Here is an 18,493-nt window from a genome sequence, read left to right on the forward strand (position 1 = left end):
GAAGGTCCGCTCAGATCACGCAGCGGGCCGCGCGATTGCGCAGCGCGCGGATCGCGCTGTACGCGGTCAACGCGGATGTCTTCGGGTTGTCGGGCAACGGCTTGCCGCTCATTTCGAGCGACATCTCGCCGAACGCGCCGCGCGCGGTGATGCGGTGCACGTTGCGCGCGACCGCCGGATCGGCGATCAGGCGCACGCGCGTCGCATCGAGGCCGAGGCCCGCGAGCGCGACGGTCGCCGCGACGTTCGCATTCTTCGGATACAGCCGCGCGGCATCGCGCGCGGTGCCTTCGAAGATCACCTTCTCTTCGGTCATCGCGCGCAGGTCGCACAGCGCTTCGGCCGGCGTGCCGAGCCAGCCGAGCGGCGGCTTGCGGCCGACGTACAGCACCTCGTCGAGGCCGCCCTGCTTCGCCGACGCCAGCGCGTCGATCCCGCCGATCGCGCCGGACAGCAGCGTGAGCGTCGCGTCGCCCTCGTCGGCGGCCTGCGACAGCACGTCGAGCAGCGCGAGATCGGACAACGCGCCGATCGAAGCGACCGCGCAGTCGGTGCCGGCCTTCAGCAGCGGCACGACGTGATCGACGAGCGCGCTGTGACCCGCGCATTCGAGCGCGAACTCGGGGCGGCGGGCCAGCGCGTCGACCGACGACACGACCTCCACCGCACCGCCGAGTTCGTCCTGCACCGCGGCGCGCTGGTGCTCGGGCACGATCACGTGCGCGACCCGCAGCGACGCATCGTGCTCGACCGCGTGATACACCGCGGCACCGATCGCGCCGAAGCCGATCATCGCGACGTCGACGGGCGCATGCCCGTGTCCGTGGCCCGGATGGCGTCCGTTAAGCATATTGCCGCTCCGACGGCGTTTCGTCCTTCTTGACCGGCGGGCCCGCGAAGTTCGATGCGAACGAGCCGACCGACAGCATGTCGACCTCGACCATCACCGGCCCTTCCTTCGCGATCCCTTCGCGCACGATCGCTTCCGCCTGGTCGAGCGACGTGATCCGGTAGTGCGTGAGGCCGAAGCTCGCGCAGAACTGTGCGAAATCCGGCTGGTGCAGCTGTACGAAGCAGCGGCGGCCGCCATACTGCGCGTCCTGGATGTTGCGGATCACGCCGTAGCACTGGTCGTTCATCAGCACGATCATCACGTTCGCGTTTTCCTGCACGGCCGTCACCAGTTCGCCGACGTTGACCATCAGGCCGCCGTCGCCGACGAGGCACACCGTCTTCGCCGCCGAACCGGCCAGCGCCGCGCCGATACCCATCTGGATGCCCTGGCCGATGCCGCCGCCCAGCGCATGCACGCCGGCGCGCGGTTCGAAGATCTTCAGCAGGCGGTTGCCCCACGTGCTGTTCGAGATCGTCACGTCGCGCACCCAGTTGTAGTCGCGGCCCACCGCGCCCTGCAGCGTGTCGACGAGCGTCTTGTACGGGCCGAGGCCCTCCGCCACGCTGGCGACGGCCTGCTCGCGCGCAGCGGCAAGATCGGCGGCGAATTCCGGATCGACGGACAGGCGGCCTTCGAGGCGGTCGGCCAGCTCGGCCAGCACGCGCTTCGAATCGCCGTGCACGAACAGCTCGTTGCGATAGCCGCGGTTGTCGGCGAGCGCGTCGGCGTCGACGCGGAACAGCGGCTGCGGCAGCGCGAGCTTGTACTTCAGCGTCTCGTTGCCGCGCAGGCGCGAGCCGACCACGACGAGTGCGTCGCAGGTCTTGTAGAACGCTTCGACCGACGCATGCACGTTGAACGCGCCGAGCGTCGCCGGGTGATCTTCCGGCAGCACGCCGCGGCCCTGCACGCTAGTCACGACGCCGAAGCCGAGCTTCACCAGGCGTTCGACTTCCGCACGCGCATGACGCGCGCCGCCGCCGAGCCACAGCAGCGGACGGCGCTTGGCCGCCAGTGCGTCGGCGAGCTTCGCGACGCGTGCGTCGTCGTGCTCGCGCACCGCGACGTGCGCCGGTGCGAGGTCTTCCGGCCATTCGATTTCGGCAGCCTGGATGTCGATCGGAATCTCGACCGACACGGGCCCCGTCGGCGCGGTCTGCGCGATGCGCACCGCTTCGCGGATCGTCGGCAGCACGGTTTCGACCGTGCGCACGCGGAACGCGGCCTTCGAGATCGCGTCGAGCATCGTCAGTTGATCGGGCGCTTCGTGGATGTATGCCAGGTCCTGGTCGAGGTACGGCGTCTCGATCTGCCCCGTGATGTGCAGCAGCGCGGTGCCGGCCGTCAGCGCCTCGACCATCGCGCCGGCTGCATTGCCCGCCGCCGTGCCCGTGCTCGTGAACGCGACGCCCAGGCCGCCCGACACGCGGGCCAGGCCGTCGGCCATGTTCACCGCGCCCGCTTCACCGCGCGCGCCGACATACCGGATGTTGCCGCGCGAGTTGATCGCGTCGAGGATCGGCATGTTGTGGATCGAGATGACACCGAATGCGGTTTTGACGTCGCACTGCTCGAGAAAGGCGGCAATCAGCTCGCCAACCGTGGTTTTTTTAGACATGGCGTGCAAAACCTCCAGAAACGTCGATATGGCTGCCCGTCGTATAGGACGACAGATGCGTTGCAAGATAAAAAAGGGCCCAGGCAGCCTCGTCGGGCTTGCCGAAGCGGTTCAGCGGAATGTTCTTCTTGCGGGCGAGCGCGCCCGTCCAGTCTTCCCAGCTTTCGCCGGCCTGCGCCTGCGCTTCGTAGCGGCGGCGCCACTGACCCGACTCGACGATGCCGATCAGGATCGAGTTCACGCGGATGCGTTGCGGCGCCAGTTCCGTCGCGAGCGACTTCACGAGGCTCAGCACGCCCGCGCGCGCCGACGACGTCGCGACCATGTGCGGCTCGGGCTGCAGCGCGAGCAGCGAGTTCACGCAGGTGATCGACGGTGCGGCCGCATCGCGCAGCAGCGGCAGGAACGCACGCGTCGGGCGGATGATGCTGAAGTACTTCAGTTCGAGCTCTTCGCGCCACGCGTCGTCGGTCGTGTCGGCGAAGGTCGACACGCGGCCCTGGCCGGCGTTGTTGACCAGCATGTCGGCGCGGCCGAAGCGGTCGGACACGGCCTGCGCGAACGCGGCCACGTCGGCTTCGTCGAGCACGTTGCAGCGCACGGCAAGCAGTGGCGCGCCCGGATATTTTTCGCCGAGCAGCGCTTGCGCGCGTGCGAGGCGTTCGCCGTCGCGGCCGCAAATCGCGACCGATGCGCCGGCCTGCAGGAACCGTTCGGCAGTCGCGAGGCCGATGCCGGACGAACCGCCCGTCACCACCGCCACCTGCCCGGTCAGATCGATCTGAATCATCGGAGTCCTAAAGCCTTCAGAAACGTGTGCTCGTCATCCGAGCGGTAATTGAGCCGCCGCGACAATTCCGCCGCCGCGCGCTGCACCTTGTCGATCAGCCCGTCGGCGATCAGCGACGCGTCGATCTCCGGGCGCGGCACCGTCACCGTGATGCACGCGACGATCCTCTGCGTGTCGTTGCGCACGGGCGCCGTGACCACCGAGATCCCGCGCTCGAACGACGAATTGCTGACGCCGTAGCCGCGCAGCGCATCCTCGCGGATCACTTCGTACAGCGCGTCGACCGTTTCCGGCGTCGCGCTCGTCATCCGGTTCAGCGCGCCTTCCGGATACAGCGCACGCAGCTCCGTCAGCGACAGGTCGCCCATCAGCACGTGGCCGTGGGTCGTCGCATGCGCGGGCAGCCGCGTGCCGACGTTCACGCGAATCGAGCTGAACACCGGCGACTGGCTCTGCGCCTTCGCGACGAACACCACGTCGCGGCCGTCGCGGATCACGATGTGCGTCGTGAAGCCGGTTGCGTCGCGCAGGCTCTCGATCACCGGCAGGCCGAGATCGGTCAGCTCCAGCGAGCTCAGGTATTCGAAGCCGAGCCGCAGCACGGCGATCCCGAGCTTGTAATTGCGATCCTTGTCCGCGCGCTCGAGGAAGCCGAGCGATTCGAGCGTCTGCAGCAGACGGAACACCGTCGTGCGCGGAATGCCGAGGCGCTTCGACAGCTCCGGCGCGCCGAGCACCGGCTCGCGCGGCGAGAATTCGGCGAGGATCCGCAGCCCGCGTTCGAGGCCCGGCACCACGTAGTTGGCCTCGGCCTTCGCGTTTTCCGCGTCCTGTCGTTGCAACGGTTCGCTCATTCCAGCCCCCGTTGACGATCGCATTGGCGGCAGAAGCCGTCGATCAGCGACGAATACACTGCCGGCGCTTCCACGTAACCGGCATGACCGGCCTGCGGAATCACCTGCAGCCCGACGTGCGCGGCCGCGGCGATGCGCTCGCAGGCAGCCGGCGGCGTGATCGCGTCGTTCGCGCCGACCGCCACCGCCGTGCGGCCGCGAAAGCCGGCGAGATCGGACGCGAGATCGGCGTTCGCGAGCAGATGCGTGGCCTGCGCATAGCCGGCCGGCACGATGCGCGCCATGTTCCAGCGCACCCATGCCCGCGCTTCGTCGCTCGCGAAACCGGACAGCATGTTGCCGCTGCGCTGCTCGGCGAGCCCGGCCGGGCCGAGCTCCTCGAGCATCGCGAGGCGCGCGTCGCGGCGCGTGTCGCGCGTCTCGGCGGGCGCGCTGCCGTAGCCGCCGGCAGGCGAAATCAGCAGCAGGCCGGCGATCCGCGCGGGCACCACGCGGGACAAGCCGCCCGCGATGATCGCGCCGAGCGAATGCCCGACCAGCACGCAGCGTTCGATGCCGAGTGCCTCGAGCCACGCGTTCAGCGACGCCGCGTAATCGGCGGCCGCCGGCGATGCGCCGTGCACGGGCGTCGATACGCCGTAGCCCGGCGCATCCCACGCAAGCGCGCGCCGCGACGCGCCGAGCGTGTCGAGCTGGCGCACCCACGATGCGGCGCCCGAGCCGATCCCGTGCAGCAGCACGACGGGCAGCGCGCGGCCCGCATGCTGCGCGCCGGCCTCACGGTAGCCGATCGTGCCCGCCGCGCCGGCCTCGCAGCGCTGCTCGGGAAACTGCCCGAGCAGCGTGGCGAACGCCGCGGTGCGGTCGCGTTCACGTTTGTCGATGACACTCATTACTGGCTCCGCTCCGTCTCAGCGCTTGATCTTCGCGAGCGGCGAATCCGGCGGATACGTCGGCGTGATGGGCTTCGGCGCACCGAGCATCACGCACATCAGCGCATCTTCCTCGCCGATGTTGATTTCCGTGCGATACACGCCCGGCGGCACCGAGATCAGGTCGCGCTCGCCGAGGATCGCTTCCCAGGTCTCGCCGTCGCGCTCGCAGATCACCTTCATCTTGCCGCGCAGCACGAAGAAGATTTCCTCGACGTCGATGTGGATGTGGCTCGGGCCGATGTTGCCGGCCGGGATGACCATCGTCGAGAACGTGAAGTTGCCGGCCGGCACCGTGTTGACGTCCTTCGCGACGCCCGTGCCGCCCGTGCCGACGTAGCGCATCTGCGCGCGACGGTACTTCGGGTCGTAGTCGGCCTGGAACTTCAGTGCGTCCCAGTCGTAGCGCCGCGTTGCGTAGCGCGCGACGCGCCCTTCCATCCAGTCGCCGAAACTCGCTTCTTCCGGCTGGTCCCACGACTTGCGTTCGAGATCTGCGTCCGCCATCGTCCTCTCCTTCATTCCGAGTGAAAACTTCAATTCAGTTCATTACGAAGCCGCCGTTCACCGGCAGCAGCTGGCCCGTCACGAAGCGCGCGCCGTCCGACAGCAGGAACAGCACCGGGCCCGTCACGTCCTCCGGCACCTGCGCACGCGCGAGCGCGCGGCCCTGCATGTAGAACGCGTGGCGTTCGGCCGGCACGTAGGCCGTCGCCTCGACTTCGGTGAGCCCCGGCGCGATCGCGTTGACCGTCACGCCGTGCGCACCGAACTCGCGCGCCTGCGCATGCGTCATCGCGATCACGGCGCCCTTGCTGGCGACGTACGCGAGCAGCTTCGGCGCGCCCCACAGCGCGGTATCCGATGCGAGGTTCACGATCGCGCCGCGGCCCGACTTCGCGAGGTGCGGCAGCGCCGCATTGCTGACGAGCCACACGCCGCGCACGTTCACGTTCATCACGGCATCCCAGGTCGACACGTCGAGTTCCGTCGACAGCTTGCCGCCCGAATTCGTGATCGCCGCGTTGTTGATCAGTGCGTCGATGCCGCCGAGCGCCGCGGCGCCCTGCGCGACGAACGCATCGACGCTCGCCGGATCGGCCAGGTCGAGCGCGAAGAAATGCGCGGCGTGGCCGGCTTGCGTGAGCTGCGCGGCCAGCGCGCGGCCTTCTTCGACGAGCACGTCGCCGAACGCGACCTGCGCGCCCGCTTCGACCAGCGCCTTCACGAACGCGGCGCCGAGACCGCGTGCGCCGCCCGTCACGAGCACGCGGCGCCCCGGCAGCGGCACGACCGGTGCGAACTCAGCCATGTGCCGGCTCCGCCGCGGCGTGCGCCGCGCGGTGCGCGTCGAGCGCGGCCAGGTGTTCCTGCGCGCGCTGGCGCAGCATCCGGCGCACGCGCGTGATGCCGACGTCGTGCTGGTACAGGTATTCGTGATCGCGTGCGTGCGGCGCGAGGCTTTCGAGAACGTAGCGGTCCTGCTCGAGCACGTCCCAGTGCAGGCCCTCGAGGCGGTTGCGGTACATGAAGCGCCACACGTCGCGCTGCCAGCCGCTGACCTTGCGGGTACGCCAGAAGTAGACCTGGCAGTTGTCACCGTCGACCGGCGTCGCGAAGCCGATGATCCCGAAGTTGCCGCCCGGGCCGAACTTCTGCTTGTATGGAATCGCGAGGCGCATCCACAGGCAGCCGGTTTCGCCGAGCTCGACCCAGTCGAAGTTCACGTCGCGCTGGCCGATCTTCTCGAACATCAGGCCCGTTTCCGTCTTGCGCACGCGCATGTCGGCCTGCTTGTCGCCTTCGGCCATCGAATGCGACGTCGCGTGCAGATACGCGCCGTGCATCGGGTCCATCACGTTGTCGATCGCGTACTGGTAATTGCACTTCCAGTTCGACACGCACAGGAAGTGGCCGTACTCGTCGGCGACCAGTTCTTCCGGCAGGTTCAGCGGCGCCGGCTCGCCGTGCGCTTCGTCGCCGAACCACAGGAAGATCGCGCCGGCCTTCTCTTCGACCGGATACGACTTCACGCACTTCGTGCCTTCGAGCGGACAGTTCGACACGGCCGGCACACGGTTGACCGTGCCGCCGCCGTCGACTTCGATGCCGTGATACCAGCACGCGATGTTGCCGCCGAGGTTCCAGCCGAGCGACAGGCGCGCGCCGCGGTGCGGGCAGCGATCTTCCAGCGCGTGGACTTTGCCTTCGTGATCGCGCCACAGCACGATCTGCTCGGACAGGCGCGTGAGGCCGACGGGCGCGTTCGACACCTGCCAGCTCGGGGCGACGGGATACCAGTAGTTCTTGATGCCGCGATCGAGGTAGTCGCGGACCGGGTCGTGTTGGACTTCGTGTTGTGCGGGGGACGTCATCAGTGTGCTCCGGATGCGGTTGTCGTCGGGTCGGCGGTCACGCGGCAAGCGCGCTCATTCCGCCAGCGAGGCCATTTCGGCGCGGAAACGCTCGGGCGTCCAGACCGTGCCGTCCGGCGCGCGGAAGCCGATGCGGTTCAGGCCCGCGACGACATCGTCCAGCTCGGTCGCGCCGCTCTCGAACACGCGTTCGAGCGCATCGCCGAGATCGTTCTCGTACTGCGTCGGCTCGGCCTTGCGGTTCTGCCACACGCGGTTCTCGACCTGCCCCGGGATTTCGATCTGCCCCTTGCCCGCGACGTTGTTCGGCTGCGGCGCCACCCACGGCTTCAGGAAAGGATTGAAGTTGACGGTCGCTTCTTTCATGTCATTCCACCTTGATCTGGATTTCCTCACCGGCCAGGCGCACCGCGTACTGCTTCAGCGCGCGCCCGCCCGGGCCCTTCAGGCATTCGCCCGTCTTGATGTCGAACACGGCTTCGTGCAGCGGGCATTCGACGGTGCCTTCGTCGACGAAGCCCTGCGTCAGCAGCGCGTATGCATGCGGGCACACGTTCTCGAGCGCATACACCGCGTCGCCTACGCGGTAGATCCCGATTTCGACGCCGTCGGTCCGCTTGAACTCGATCGGCGTGTCTTCCGACAGCGCGCCGGCGTGCCCGGCACAAATCCATTGTTCAGACATCTCACACCCTTCCTTCTGATCGACTCTGGGTTCGCTCCGGATTTGTTCCATATCCGGAACAGCAGTTTATGGATGGTGATTATAGGAGCGACTTTCCACGAGTAAAACAAAAAGCTGCATGTCCTAGGGAAAACACCGACCGCAGGATCGGCGAGCGTCGTCGCAGCCCTGATCTGATGAATATTTTTGTTTTGTGGCAGGGATTTAAGTGGCTTTTTCGAGATGCCCGCCCCCGTGTTGCGCGATGACGTCGGACGCATCCGTCCCGATAAATTTATTTTTGACCACATGCGCGGCGCCCCTATACTCCATTCCATCAGAGGCACGTTGTTCCTTATATGGAACATTAAAATGCCCGCCCGGTGGTGAAGAACGCGTGATGGCCGGCCGTCCCCGCGTCTGCCGTCGCGGCATCTTTCATCAGGTTCGGAGAGTCAGGAGATCAAATGGTCAAGCATGCGGTAGCAGCAGCAGTCATCGGAATGGGCGTCATGTCGGGCGCATGGGCGCAGAGCAGCGTGGTGCTGTACGGCAGCCTGGATGCCGGCGTCGCGTACGTGAACAACGTCGGCGGTCACGCGAAATGGGCGATGATCCAGGGCAACACGCAGCCCGACCGGTGGGGCCTGAAAGGCAAGGAAGACCTCGGCGGCGGCCTGTCGGCGATCTTCCAGCTCGAAAACGGCTTCTATACGAACAACGGCCAGCTCGCGACCGCGAACACGATCTGGAACCGCGCGGCGTTCGTCGGTCTCAGCTCGGATCGCTACGGCACGCTGACGCTCGGCCGCCAGACGCCGCTGACGTTCGACTATCTCGATCCGCTCAGCACGGCCTACCTCGCGATGAGCTGGTATGCGTTCCACCCGGGCAACATCGACGGGCTCGCCGCGACCGGCAACGTGCCGTACAACAACTCGGTCAAGTACCGTTCGCCGGATTTCGCGGGCTTCTCGGCCGCCGCGACGATGGCGCTCGGCAACACGACGAACTTCTCGACCGGCAAGTCGGTCGGCGTCGCGCTGAACTACGCGAACGGGCCGTTCAAGGCGTCGGCCGTCTACTCGAACGAGCACGACCGCTCGATCCTGATCAGCCAGACGGGCATCGCATCGTTCCAGGGGCAGAACACCGCGAACGGCTACATCGCGAACAAGGTGGAGAACATCGGCGCGGGCGCGTCGTACCGGTTCGGCAGCTTCCTGGTGCACGGCCTGTACACGCGCGTGAAGATGCAGTCGAACGGCTACTCCGACACGTTCCAGAGCTACGACGCGGGCGTGAACTACCAGAGCAGCGCGTTCAACACGATCGCGGGCGGCGCGGCAACGACGACGCTGGCCGGCCGCCGCTGGACCCAGGTCGAGCTCGGCGACATCTACGCGCTGTCCAAGCGCACGCAGCTCTACGCGAACGTGCTATACGAACACGGCTCGGGCGGTGCGAATGCGTCGTTCTTCACGGCCGGCGTATCGAGCACCGCGAACCAGGTGATCGTGCTGACCGGGATTCACCACTCGTTCTGAACGAACGGTGCCGGATGCCAGGCTCCGCGCCTGGCGCCGGAAGCGAAAAGAGCAGCCCGCGGGCTGCTCTTTTTCATGGGCTGTCGACGAAGCCGCGCGACGCGCGCGCGCTCGACCGGTCAGAACATCGCGACGCGGTGGCGCGCATGCGCGAACGTCGGATCGCTTTCGAGCGGCCGGTAGTTCAGCCGCTGCGACAGGTCGACCGCGGCGCCGCACACCGCTTCGACGAGCCGTTCCTTCTCGCCGGCCTCGCCGATTTCCGAGCGCGGCACCGTCGCCGTGATCGCCGCAACGATCCCGCCCGAATGGTCGCGCACGGGCGCGGTCACGGCCGAGATCCCGCTTTCGAACGCGGCCTCGCTGACCGCGTAGCCGAGCCGCGCGTAATGACGCACACGCTCGTACAGCTCGTCGACGGTGCCCGGCGTGCGCTCGGTGAACTGTTCGAGACGCTTTTCCGGGTAGAGCTGGCGCAGCGCGTCGCGCGTGAGGTCGCCCATCAGCACGTGGCCGTGCACGGTCGCATGCGCGGGCAGCCGCGTGCCGACGTGCACCTTCACCGAACCGAACATCGACGTGTTGCTCTGCGCCTTCGCGACGAACACGACATCGCGCTGGTCGCGGATCAGCAGGTGCGTCGACAGGCCCGTCGCATCGCGCAGCCGTTCGAGCACGGGGGCGCCGAGATCGGTCAGTTCGAGCGAATTCAGGTATTCGAAGCCGAGCCGCAGCACGCCGACGCCGAGCCGGAAGTAGCGATCGCCGTTCACGCGCTCGAGAAAGCCGAGCGCTTCGAGCGTCTGCAGCAGGCGGAAGGTGGTCGTGCGCGGGATGCCGATGCGCTTCGACAGTTCGGGCGCGCCGAGCACCGGCTCGCGCGCGGAGAATTCGGCGAGGATCCGCAACCCGCGTTCGAGCCCCGGCACGAGATAGGACGACGCGCCGCCGGACGATTCGTCGTCGCCGGTCGCGCCGGAGTCGGGTGCGCCGCTCATCGTTGTCTTGGCCATGGGTACACGGACGGAAGGAAATCAATCACAAAACGGGTCGTGGATCGCCGCGGATATTCAGTCATGCTACTCCAGCGCGCGCCCTGCTTCGCAGCCTTGGGCATCGCCGGAACGCCGCACGCGCCGATCCAGTGAATAGTCATCCACGATCGAGAGGATACCAGCGATAGACGGCGCGACGCCATGCGGAAATCGCCGGATGCGCGGCGCCGGCTCGAGTCGGGCCGGCCGCGGATCATGTCCGGCGGCGCAGCATGGCGGCGACGCGTGCGCCGTTACAAGCGAGACAGGTGGACCTGGATGCTCGTCCGGTCGTACGAGAAGGTGCCGTCGTCGTTGCGCGGCAACGCGCGCGCGAGATCGACCGCATACATCCAGCCGCTCCCCAGGCGCCCGCCGTTGATGCCCCGGATCCGGCTGCCGCCGACCGAGATCGCCGCATGAAAGACCGAGCCGCCGCGCGAGAAGCCGACCGCGGTGCCGGCCGGAATGCTGCTCTGCCCGTCCCACGGCGTGCCGGCCGCGAAGTTGAAGCGCGGCCGCCAGTTCTGGCCGATCGTGTCGAGCAGCATGGCAGGCGTGATGATCGTGTGCCCGGCCAGCAGGTATCTGACGAAGGCCGCGGCATCGTAGCAGACGCCGCCGGACACGTATTCCAGGATGTCGGCCATCCCGTACATCAATCCCTGCGCGTGCTTCTGCCGTTCGCCAATGCCGGACTGCGCGACATGCGCGCCCAGTTGGGTGAGTTCCATGAGGTGGTCCTTTTGAGGGAAAGGAGCGTCATCGTCCCGCCAACGCACGAACGTCATATCTTATGACGACAGCCCGTCACTCGCCGCACAGAATCCCCACCTCGAGCGTCGCCGCGCGCGCCGCATGCGGCTGCAGCGGCTCGAGCTGCGGCGCATCGGTTTCGTCGTAGCGCACGCCGTTCGCCGCGAGGAACGCCTTGACCGGTTCGACGGGCACCGCGATCACGTAGCGCGCGGCATCGGTACGCGTCGCGACCGCGCGCGAGTCACCGGTCGCGACCTCCGCGCGATCGGTGACGACGCCGATCACGCGCCCCGCCTGGTCGAGCACGGCCGCGCCGCTCGCGCCGTTCGTCGCGGCCAGCATCAGCGTGAGTGCATCGGCGCGTGCGCCGGGACGCGTCAGCCCGTTGACAACCGCGGTCGCGCGATCGGGCATCTTGCGCAGCGCGTCGTAGCCGGCCGCGAATACGGGTTGCGCGCCGCCGCCGGGCGGCGTGCGGGCGAACGCGGCGACGAGCAACGGGCGAAGCGTGCTGCCGACGACCGCGAGATCGCGCTCCGGGCTGACGACCCGCACCCGCGCCCGCGCGACGCGTGCATCCTTGATCACGAACAGGCTGCCGCATCCGGCGACCGCGTGACGCGCGGTCAGCACGTCGCCGGCATCGTTGATGAAGATGCCGGTGGCGTTCACGTCGAGGGTGCGGGCGTCGGGTTGCGGACGGATCGCGAGCGGGGTGGGTTGCGCGGCGGGGTCTGCCTGTGCGGTTGGCGCGAGCAGCAACGCAATGGTCAATCCGAGTACGGCCGCGACGCACTGCACGCATACCGGTAATCGGGATGCGGCGAAAGCAGCGATTCGTCCCGCAGCCGGCGGGCGAACCGGCAATCGCCTCGCGGCGCAGGTAGCGATCCGCATCGTCACCCGCATGCGAACCGGCGAACGACGCGCATCTTCGTCGCATGCAGATGCTTGCGCCGCGCCGGCAACCTCACGGCGCGCGCGCCGCCGATCCTGCCGACGCGGGCGCAGCCGCCGCCGCGTCGGGGTTCGGCGTCAACCGCAAACGCACCCGCAACGGCTGCAGCATGTCCGGCGGCGGCGGCTCGGTCAGCGGGTTCGCGGTCAGCAGTTGCCGCAGCGTCGCATCCGCGTCGGGCGCGCCGAGCGACGCGAACTCGACGCGCGTGACGGCGCCGTTCGGACCGATCCACGCCCGCACGACGATCGCGGGCGGCGGCGCCTCGGCGCTCGCCTTCAGCACGCGTTCCTCGAGATACCGGTGCAGCCGGTCGGGCGCTTCGCCGTCGGCTTCGAGCCATGCCTGGAACTGGCGGCCGACGAGCTGCGCATAGCTGATCCACGGCTGCGGCACGTCGGCCGTCTGCGCCACGGCCGGCGCGCACGCGGCCAGCACGCACACGAACGCGAGCGTCCGCAGCCATCCGGAAACCGTCCATTCCAGCCTTCGCTTCATCACGTCTCCCTTTGCCTGCTCGCCCGCGCGCACCATGCGTCCGGCTCCACTCATCCGATCTCGATCGGCACATACAGCCGCGTGCCGCCGCGCTGCACGAGCAGCGCGACGTTGCCGCGCGCGGCTTCGATCCCCGTCATCAGCGCGCCGATGCTCGCGACCGGCGTGCCGTTGACCGACAGCACGACGTCGCCGGGCTGCAAGCCCGCGCGCGCCGCCTGGCCGCTCACCTGTTCGACGACGAGCGCCTGGCTCACGCCGAGCTTCTGCCGCTCCTGCTCGGTCGCCGCGCGCAACGCAAGCCCGAAGCGCGCGGCCGCCTGCGCGCCGCCGCTCGACGCCGACCCGCTGTCGAACGCGCCGACCGTCGCGCTCAGGTGCGTCGCTCGGCCCGCGCGCCACACGAGCAGATCGGCCTGCCGCCCGGGACGCATGCCGGCGATCGTGCCGAGCAGGTCGGACGATTCGGCGACCGGCTTGCCGTCGACCGCGAGCACGACGTCGCCGGCCCGCAGCCCGGCCTTCGCGGCCGGGCCGTCCGGCTCGATCATCGTGATCAGCGCGCCATCCGGGTTCGCGAGGCCGAACGAGCGCGCGAGCGCCTGGCTGACCTCCTGCACCGCGACGCCGAGCCGGCCGCGCGTGACCTTGCCGGTGCGCAGCAGTTGGTCCTTCACGTCGAGCGCGATGTCGATCGGAATCGCGAACGCGAGCCCCTGGTAGCCGCCCGTCTTCGAGAAGATCATCGAGTTGATCGCGATCACGCGGCCGTTCAGGTCGAACAGCGGGCCGCCCGAATTGCCGGGATTGATCGGGACGTCGGTCTGGATGAACGGAATCGCCTGCTCGCCCGGCAGCGAGCGCGACTTCGCGCTGACGATGCCCTGCGTGACCGTGTTCGCGAACCCGTACGGCGAGCCGATCGCCATCACCCAGTCGCCCACTTCCGTGCGCGCCGGATCGCCGGTCGCGACGACCGGCAGGTTGCGCGCGTCGATGCGGATCACCGCGACGTCCGACACCGGATCGCTGCCGATCACGCGGCCCTTGAACTGCCGCTTGTCGGTCAGCTTCACGTCGACGGTGGCCGCATCGCCAACCACGTGCCGGTTGGTGAGAATCTCGCCGTCTTCGCTGACGATGAAGCCCGAGCCGAGGCTCACCTCCTCGCGGTTGCCGATCACGCGGCGCGCAAGGAACGGCGCGAGCGGATGGTCGGGCCCGATGCCGGGCGGCAGCTGGATGCCCATCTGCGTGACTTCGCGCGTGACGCTGATGTTGACGACGGCCGGCCCGACGCGCCTGACGAGCGCGGCGAAATTCGGCAGCGCGATCGTCGGCGCGCCGTCGGCCTGCGTCGCGCGATCGGCGGCCCGCGCCGCGCCGCATGCGCCGCCGAGCGTCAGTGCGAACCCGACCGCGAGCGCCGCCACGCGGCCGGTGTGCTTGCCCGATTTCACGTTGCTGCTCCTCGTCGGTTCGCGCCGGTGCGCCACCGGCTCATGCCTGCCCTCAACCGGTCGTCAACCGCGGACGTGCGTCACTTCGGCGGCACGGCCACCGGCGCATTGGGACGCTGCGGCGTCACGGACTTGCCCCAGTTCGTGCCGAAGCGGTTCTGCTCGGTCGACAGGTTGAACGTGCCGAGACGGTTCGACGGCTGCTTCGACAGTCGCTCCGAATCGGTCTGCGACGCGCCCGTCTGCGGGTCGGCCTTCGGCTGCAACTGGTCGCTCAGGCAGTCGTACGACAGCGCGCGCTTGCCGTCGACCTCCGCGTCGACGCACACCGGCTTCGTGCCCGAGCCCGGCTGCGCCGGTGCCGCGCGATTGCCCTGCGCGTGCGCACCGACCGCCAGCAGCAAGCAGGCGAGCACCGCGATCCCGTTTGATCGCCACATCATTCGCGCCTCCTTCGGCGCAGCGCCCGTCGCCGTGCCGGGTTCACCCGCGTACCGCGGTTCATGCGCCGGCCCCGCGTGCCGACGGCCGCGCCAGGAAACGCACGAACGCCCCGCGATCGGCCGCGTCGACCACCGGCTCGTTCGCGTCGGCCTGCCGCGCCCATGCGTCGCGCATCCCGTCGACCGGCTGCCACGCATGCACCTGCGTGCCGGTCGGATACGGCGTGACGAGCGGTTCGCGATAGTCGACGCGAAACAGCCGCGGCGCCTCGGCGCCGGCTGCCCACAGATCGCCGACGTCGCGCACGCTCGCATCGAACCAGAAGCGGACCCAGCGCACCGTCGGCGCGAGCGCGTCGGACGGCGCGTCGGACGGCGCGTCGGGCACGCGCAGGAAGCCGGCCAGCACGAGCAGCACGGCCGCCAGATCGTCGTCGCGCAGCATCCGGTACGACCAGAGATCCGCGACGTCCACGCACGCGATCACCGCGATGAAGCGTTCGATCGTGAGCGCGGGCCATGTGCGCCGCATCAGCATGTAATGACGCGGCCACTGCGCGACGAAGCGCTCGCGATGGCGCGCCGCGACCCGCGCGTCGCGCGAGCCGCGGATCGCCAGCTCGTCCGGCTGGTACTGGCGCGTGGTCAGCACGCACTGCGCCGAGCAGCGCGCGCTGCGGTGCCGCGCATAGCCGCCCGTGCCGGGCAGCGGCTCCAGTGCGCCGAAACACAGTGGGCAGTGCGTCGGCCACTCGCCGGGCCGGCCCGGCCACGGGTTCGCCTTCGGCATGCGCGGGCGATCGGCGGCGGCGGATGCGCGCCGCCGCCCCGGCGTGCGCGCATCGGGCGCATCGACGCGCGGCGTCGAACGGACAGAGGCCATGGGCGCGCCTATCGGGCGGATGCGAGCGCTTTCTTCAGCGCGTCTTCGTTGATCGGCGCGTTCGCGGCCAGCTTCGCGAGATACGCCTGCGCATTCTGCTGCGTGCGCTGCGCACGCAGCGTCGCACGCACCTGGTCCTTCACGTCGGCCAGCGGTCGCGGCGCGGCCGCGCGCACGTCGATCAGCTTCACGACGTGGAAGCCCGTCGGCGTCTGGACCGGCGCGGACACCTGGCCGGGCTTCAGCGCGTCGGCCGCCTGGCGCACGGCCGGCAGCATCAGCGCATCGGGCACGTAGCCGAGATCGCCGCCGTTCGCGGCGCTGGCCTTGTCCTGCGAGTTCGCCTTCGCGAGCGCCGCGAAATCGCCGCCGCGCGCGCGGTTCGCGAGATCGGCCGCCTGCTTGCGCGCCTTGTCGACGGTGGCCGCATCCGCATTCGGCGGCACCGCGAGGTAGATCTGCGCGACGTGCAGCGCGCGCGGCGCAGTGAACGCGGCGCGATTCCTGTCGTACGTGGACTGGATCTCGGCGTCCGACGGATAGTCGGCCGGCGGCGCGCTCACCGACGCGAGGTAGCTGCGCGCGACGATGTCGCGCTGCGCCTGCTCGATCGCCTGCTGTACCTGCGCCTGCTTGTCCCAGCCCTTCGATTTTGCTTCGGCGAGCACGGCCTTCTGCGCGAGCGTCGAGCGCACGACCTGGTCGAGCGCGGCCGGATCGGCCGCGAGCCGCTCGCGCCCTTCGGGGCTCACCGCTTTCAGCAGCCCCGCGATATCGGCCTGCATGACCGACGCCTGCGCGGCGTTCGCGATCACGTCGTCCTGCGCGCGCGCGACGAGCGGCGTACCCAGCACGAGACTGGCCGCCACCATCGCCAGCAAGTTCATCTTCGTCATCATGATTCGATTGCCCTCTCGATTGCTGTTGATTCGCGCACGCCGTCCATCGTGCGACGCGCGCGTCATTCGTTCGTGGTGCACCGCCGCGCCGCGCTAGCGTGCGCTCGACAGCGCCACGCGCATCACGATCGGCTGCGTCATGCCGCGCGGCGGCGGCGCGCCGACCGCGTGGCCGACCAGCGCGTCGCGCAGCGCGGCGTCGACCGCCGGATCGCTCGCCGGCGCGCTGTCGATCCGCGTCACGTGCCCGCGCCGGTCGAGCCACGCGCGCACCGGCAGCACCGGCACGTCGTCGCCCGTATCGGCGAGCCGGTCGGCCCAGCGCCCGACGTGCGCGCGCAGCCGGCACGCGGCGGCGTCCTCGCCGTCGAACGCCGCCTGCAGCCGCCGTGCCACGCCTTCCGCATACGCAAACCACGCGCCCGGCGCCGCCTCCGCGGACAGCGGGCCTGCAGCGGGCCGCCAGCTGCCCGGCAGCAGCGCGCGCAGCGCGGCGCCGATCCGGCGGCCGGCGTTCCGGCGGCCGGCGCTCCGGCGGCCGGCGATCATGACTGCGCGGCAGTCTCGCGGGCGGCCTCGATGGTCGCCGGGTCACCGGCCGCCGCACGCGCCGCCGCTTCCTGCTCGGCCATCGCGGGACGGTTGCGCAGGTGCAGCAGGAATTCCTGGATCAGCCGATCCCACAGCTCGATCGTCGAACGCAGGTGACGCTCCGACACGCCACCGGCAACGACCCCATCCATCTCCAGCGCGAGAAACTGCCCGTGGCTTGCGAGCCGTGCGAACCGCTTCGTGCGATTCCAGTTCGCGACCAGCTCGGCAGGCAGGTCGCCCTGCACCTGCAGCACGCACGACAGCGTGTAGTCGATGTATGGCAGCGCGCCAGGCTCGGTACCCTGCGGCACAAGCCCGGCGGCCGGATTGCCGAAGCGCACCGCGAAGCCGATCCCCTGGCTCGCGCTCATCAGCTGCACCGCGCCGTTCTGCTCGGCGGCCGTCACGCGATAGCCGGCGGCACGCAGCACGTCGGTGAGCCGGTCGGCGCTGATCGTCTCGAGCAATGCGTCGTGTGCCGTGCGCTCGTCGCCGGCGTTCTTCAGATGGCTGTCCTGCATGTCCGTATTCCTTGTATTCAACGAATCGATCGGTTCAACCCGGCGCGCGTGATCCGCGCGCACCCTGCGCTCACTGCGCCGCGGCCGCGGCGCCCGCCGAAGCCGCGGACGCCGGCGACGCGACAGCCGGACGCGCGGTCCGGTCGTACTTGCCTGCATACAGCGCGTCGCCGTAGCGCTGCGCGAGATCGTCGTACTTCACGCGCGCCGACTGCGCGAACGGCTGTCGCGACGAGAAAAACGTGCCGAGCCCGACGTGCTCGTACGCGTCGAGGATCTCGTGGCCCACGCGATACAGCTCCGCATTGTGTGCCTCGCAGGTTTTCAGTTGCGTGTCACGCGCGACGGCATCCTTCTGCAATTGCGTGTACTGCGCATCGCGCGAACGCGACACCGCGAGCAGGTCCTCGTAGGACGACTTGACCTTCGCGAGCGATTGCGCATCCTGCTCATGGCTGGCCTTCTCCTGCGCGAGCGCGCGCTTCGCGGCCGCCCCGGCGCCCGAATCGCCGCGGGCCGCCGCAAGCTGCCCCTGCAGCGTCTTCAACTGCGCGAGCGCATCGTCGCGCTGCTTCTCGGCGGCCGACTTGTCGGCCTGCAGCTGCGCCTGGCCGTCCTGCAACTGGCGCAGCTCCTGCACGGTCGAGCGCAACTGGCTGCGCAGCTTGTCCTCGATGCTCTGCGCGCGCGCGCCGCCGGCGGCCAGCAGCAGCGCGCCGGCCAGGCCGGCCGCAAACATCGTGCGAGTGATCGTGTTCATTCGCGACTC

The 18,493-nt window shown here is 69.3% G+C and carries 22 protein-coding genes; 1 reads left to right on the plus strand and 21 read right to left on the minus strand.

What is annotated here, in order from left to right; all coding sequences use genetic code 11:
- Nucleotides 1-10: 10 nt before the first annotated feature.
- From DCN14_RS09510 to DCN14_RS09555, 10 genes are read right to left on the minus strand one after another with little or no spacing between them, the layout of a single operon-like run.
- On the minus strand, nucleotides 11-850 hold the full coding sequence (locus tag DCN14_RS09510; RefSeq protein ID WP_096501126.1) for an aspartate dehydrogenase: 840 nt from the start codon (nucleotides 848-850) through the stop codon (nucleotides 11-13).
- Nucleotides 843-2,513 (minus strand): thiamine pyrophosphate-binding protein, encoded by a 1,671-nt coding sequence (locus DCN14_RS09515; RefSeq protein WP_096501128.1) that lies wholly within the window; start codon nucleotides 2,511-2,513, stop codon nucleotides 843-845. The genes DCN14_RS09510 and DCN14_RS09515 overlap by 8 nt, the downstream gene beginning before the upstream one ends.
- Nucleotides 2,506-3,303, minus strand: a complete 798-nt coding sequence (locus DCN14_RS09520) for an SDR family oxidoreductase (RefSeq protein WP_096501130.1) — start codon at nucleotides 3,301-3,303, stop codon at nucleotides 2,506-2,508. Before DCN14_RS09520 ends, DCN14_RS09515 begins: the two co-directional genes overlap by 8 nt.
- The gene (locus DCN14_RS09525; protein ID WP_096501132.1) at nucleotides 3,300-4,157 is read right to left on the minus strand and encodes an IclR family transcriptional regulator; all 858 of its coding nucleotides are present in this window, start codon (nucleotides 4,155-4,157) and stop codon (nucleotides 3,300-3,302) included. Before DCN14_RS09525 ends, DCN14_RS09520 begins: the two co-directional genes overlap by 4 nt.
- Nucleotides 4,154-5,050, minus strand: coding sequence for an alpha/beta fold hydrolase (locus tag DCN14_RS09530; RefSeq protein WP_096501134.1), 897 nt, complete (start codon nucleotides 5,048-5,050; stop codon nucleotides 4,154-4,156). Before DCN14_RS09530 ends, DCN14_RS09525 begins: the two co-directional genes overlap by 4 nt.
- A gap of 18 nt (nucleotides 5,051-5,068) precedes the next feature.
- Nucleotides 5,069-5,596, minus strand: coding sequence for a cupin domain-containing protein (locus DCN14_RS09535; protein WP_096501136.1), 528 nt, complete (start codon nucleotides 5,594-5,596; stop codon nucleotides 5,069-5,071).
- A gap of 34 nt (nucleotides 5,597-5,630) precedes the next feature.
- On the minus strand, nucleotides 5,631-6,401 hold the full coding sequence (locus tag DCN14_RS09540) for an SDR family oxidoreductase (protein WP_096501138.1): 771 nt from the start codon (nucleotides 6,399-6,401) through the stop codon (nucleotides 5,631-5,633).
- A complete protein-coding gene (locus DCN14_RS09545) occupies nucleotides 6,394-7,464 on the minus strand; it encodes an aromatic ring-hydroxylating dioxygenase subunit alpha (RefSeq protein WP_096501140.1) in 1,071 nt (356 codons plus the stop codon). Before DCN14_RS09545 ends, DCN14_RS09540 begins: the two co-directional genes overlap by 8 nt.
- A gap of 54 nt (nucleotides 7,465-7,518) precedes the next feature.
- Entirely contained in the window at nucleotides 7,519-7,830 is a 312-nt protein-coding gene (locus DCN14_RS09550) for a recombinase-like helix-turn-helix domain-containing protein (protein WP_096501142.1), read from the minus strand.
- 1 nt (nucleotide 7,831) lies between these two features.
- Complete coding sequence (locus tag DCN14_RS09555; protein WP_089492513.1) at nucleotides 7,832-8,149, minus strand: non-heme iron oxygenase ferredoxin subunit; 318 nt, start codon at nucleotides 8,147-8,149, stop codon at nucleotides 7,832-7,834.
- A 446-nt stretch (nucleotides 8,150-8,595) separates the two neighbouring features.
- Here DCN14_RS09555 and DCN14_RS09560 point away from each other — a divergent pair, with 446 nt between their 5' ends.
- The gene (locus DCN14_RS09560) at nucleotides 8,596-9,675 is read left to right on the plus strand and encodes a porin (protein ID WP_096501144.1); all 1,080 of its coding nucleotides are present in this window, start codon (nucleotides 8,596-8,598) and stop codon (nucleotides 9,673-9,675) included.
- A gap of 119 nt (nucleotides 9,676-9,794) precedes the next feature.
- Here the strand turns inward: DCN14_RS09560 and DCN14_RS09565 are convergent, their stop codons facing one another.
- The 11 genes from DCN14_RS09565 to DCN14_RS09615 all read right to left on the minus strand — a co-directional run bounded on the left by DCN14_RS09565 (nucleotide 9,795) and on the right by DCN14_RS09615 (nucleotide 18,484).
- Nucleotides 9,795-10,688, minus strand: a complete 894-nt coding sequence (locus DCN14_RS09565) for an IclR family transcriptional regulator (protein WP_096501146.1) — start codon at nucleotides 10,686-10,688, stop codon at nucleotides 9,795-9,797.
- A gap of 275 nt (nucleotides 10,689-10,963) precedes the next feature.
- Nucleotides 10,964-11,443: a type 6 secretion system effector deamidase TecA gene (tecA, locus tag DCN14_RS09570; RefSeq protein ID WP_096501148.1), complete on the minus strand. Its 480-nt coding sequence runs from the start codon at nucleotides 11,441-11,443 to the stop codon at nucleotides 10,964-10,966.
- A 76-nt stretch (nucleotides 11,444-11,519) separates the two neighbouring features.
- Nucleotides 11,520-12,242 (minus strand): serine protease, encoded by a 723-nt coding sequence (locus DCN14_RS09575; RefSeq protein WP_162826186.1) that lies wholly within the window; start codon nucleotides 12,240-12,242, stop codon nucleotides 11,520-11,522.
- 196 nt (nucleotides 12,243-12,438) lie between these two features.
- Nucleotides 12,439-12,924 (minus strand): hypothetical protein, encoded by a 486-nt coding sequence (locus tag DCN14_RS09580; protein WP_096501511.1) that lies wholly within the window; start codon nucleotides 12,922-12,924, stop codon nucleotides 12,439-12,441.
- 50 nt (nucleotides 12,925-12,974) lie between these two features.
- Complete coding sequence (locus DCN14_RS09585; RefSeq protein WP_096501513.1) at nucleotides 12,975-14,384, minus strand: Do family serine endopeptidase; 1,410 nt, start codon at nucleotides 14,382-14,384, stop codon at nucleotides 12,975-12,977.
- An 80-nt stretch (nucleotides 14,385-14,464) separates the two neighbouring features.
- Nucleotides 14,465-14,827 carry a hypothetical protein gene (locus DCN14_RS09590; protein ID WP_239008108.1) on the minus strand — a complete coding sequence of 121 codons (363 nt, stop codon included), beginning with the start codon at nucleotides 14,825-14,827 and terminating at the stop codon, nucleotides 14,465-14,467.
- Nucleotides 14,828-14,885: 58 nt separating this feature from the next.
- On the minus strand, nucleotides 14,886-15,710 hold the full coding sequence (locus DCN14_RS09595; RefSeq protein ID WP_096501152.1) for a hypothetical protein: 825 nt from the start codon (nucleotides 15,708-15,710) through the stop codon (nucleotides 14,886-14,888).
- Between the two features lie 8 nt (nucleotides 15,711-15,718).
- Complete coding sequence (locus tag DCN14_RS09600; protein ID WP_096501154.1) at nucleotides 15,719-16,609, minus strand: peptidylprolyl isomerase; 891 nt, start codon at nucleotides 16,607-16,609, stop codon at nucleotides 15,719-15,721.
- Nucleotides 16,610-16,702: 93 nt separating this feature from the next.
- Complete coding sequence (locus DCN14_RS09605) at nucleotides 16,703-17,158, minus strand: hypothetical protein (RefSeq protein WP_096501156.1); 456 nt, start codon at nucleotides 17,156-17,158, stop codon at nucleotides 16,703-16,705.
- Nucleotides 17,155-17,724 (minus strand): YbjN domain-containing protein, encoded by a 570-nt coding sequence (locus DCN14_RS09610; protein WP_096501158.1) that lies wholly within the window; start codon nucleotides 17,722-17,724, stop codon nucleotides 17,155-17,157. Before DCN14_RS09610 ends, DCN14_RS09605 begins: the two co-directional genes overlap by 4 nt.
- A gap of 70 nt (nucleotides 17,725-17,794) precedes the next feature.
- Nucleotides 17,795-18,484: a hypothetical protein gene (locus tag DCN14_RS09615; protein ID WP_096501160.1), complete on the minus strand. Its 690-nt coding sequence runs from the start codon at nucleotides 18,482-18,484 to the stop codon at nucleotides 17,795-17,797.
- Nucleotides 18,485-18,493: the final 9 nt, after the last annotated feature.

Origin of the sequence: Burkholderia sp. IDO3 (assembly GCF_003366075.1) — a bacterium.
GTDB lineage: Bacteria > Pseudomonadota > Gammaproteobacteria > Burkholderiales > Burkholderiaceae > Burkholderia > Burkholderia anthina.